This is a genomic window from Kocuria sp. WRN011 (assembly GCF_002295155.1).
Taxonomy (GTDB): Bacteria; Actinomycetota; Actinomycetes; order Actinomycetales; family Micrococcaceae; genus Kocuria; species Kocuria carniphila.
The window spans coordinates 1-1,446 of record NZ_NSGI01000022.1; the positions used below are offsets into that span (position 1 = coordinate 1).

A 1,446-nucleotide genomic window follows, 5' to 3' on the forward strand; every position below is an offset into this window, starting at 1 on the left:
GGCTCTTCAGAGTTGAGTGTGGGGTGAGGCGTCGAGTCCACCGGTGATGAGGAGCATGCGGAGGCGGTAGTGCTCGAAGTTGCGGAAGCCGCGGGCGATGCGGCGGCCGAGTTCGATGATCCCGTTGATGGCCTCGGTACCACCGTTGCTCGCGCCGTCGGTGTCGAAGTAGGCCAGGAACGCGGTCTTCCAGCGTCTCAGGGTCTTTCCGAGCCTGGCGATCTCGGGAATCGGGCAGGTCGGCAGCGAGGCGATGAGTTTTTCGGCAAGCTGGCGTCCTCGTGCAGGCGTGGGCTGGTGGAACACGTCCCGAAGGTCCTGAGCGCAGCGATAGGCGACTTCGACCGCGATGTGATCGGGATGGGCCGTGAACGCAGCTTCCAGGCGAGTCTGCTGGCGAGACGTGAGGCGTTCTCGCCCGGCGCGGAGAACATGGCGGATGCCGTAGAGGGGGTCGCCCTTGCGGCCTCGGTGGCCGAGGGTCTCCTGTTGGATCCGGCGGCGGACGTCATCGACTGCCGCGCCGGCGAGCTTGACGATGTGGAACGCATCCAGCACGCAGGTGGCGTCCTCGAGTTGGTCATCGATCGCGTTCTTGTATCCCTGGAACGGGTCCAACGTCGCGATCTCGACCCGCTTCCGGAACCCTTCGCCCCGCTCGTCCAGCCAGTCGCGGTAGGCCTTGCCGGATCGGCCGGGGACGAGGTCGAGCAGCCTGGCGGTGGGGTGGGGTCCGCGGGTCAGCTCGACCATCCCGGTGAGCTCTTTCGGACCGCGCCGGCGGGGGTCGCGGTGATGCCAGATGTGTTCGTCCACGCCCAGGACCTGCACGTTCTCGAACCGGACCGGGTCGTCAGCGGCCGTGGCCAGGACGGGGCGGACCTGAGTCCAGAGGGTGTTCCAGGTCGTGCCGAGCTGCCGGGCCAGGCCCTGGATCGTCGCTCCCTCGCGCCGGAGCTGACCGATGGACCACCGGATCGCGCGTGTGCTCAGCAGACCGCGCGGCGCACAGACCTCCGGGTCCTGCTCGACGAACGAGACCACCGCACAAACGTCCTCGTGACAGATCCAGCGGCGCTTGCGCCATCGGACCCGCACCGGCCGACCCGCCCAGGGCGCATCAATCACCTCGACCACCACACGGCCGTGACCAGTAGCGATGACTCCGCAGCCGGGACAGCCTTGGACCGGAACGCAGGACTCCACCTCGAGCACCAGGCCCGAGGGAGCCTGCGTGACCGAGACCAGGTGGAGGCCGGGGAAGTCGAGGAGGAGATCGCATCGGTCGCAGCGATCGAGCGCGTCAGGGCATACGCAACTATGGTTAAGCATTGTCGAGGTCCTTGGTGCGAGCAGAGGTAAGAGTCCGCTCATCATCGAGGACCTCGACGTCTATCCCCAGCTACCCCGCACCACCGGCGCGCCCACACTCAACTCTGAAGAGCC

Annotated in this window: 1 protein-coding gene; it reads right to left on the reverse strand. The window is 67.2% G+C overall.

Going from position 1 to position 1,446, the window contains the following annotated elements; translation table 11 throughout:
* Positions 1-6 precede the first annotated feature (6 nt).
* Positions 7-1,332 carry an ISL3 family transposase gene (locus tag CKW39_RS15205; RefSeq protein WP_095798962.1) on the reverse strand — a complete coding sequence of 442 codons (1,326 nt, stop codon included), beginning with the start codon at positions 1,330-1,332 and terminating at the stop codon, positions 7-9.
* Positions 1,333-1,446: the final 114 nt, after the last annotated feature.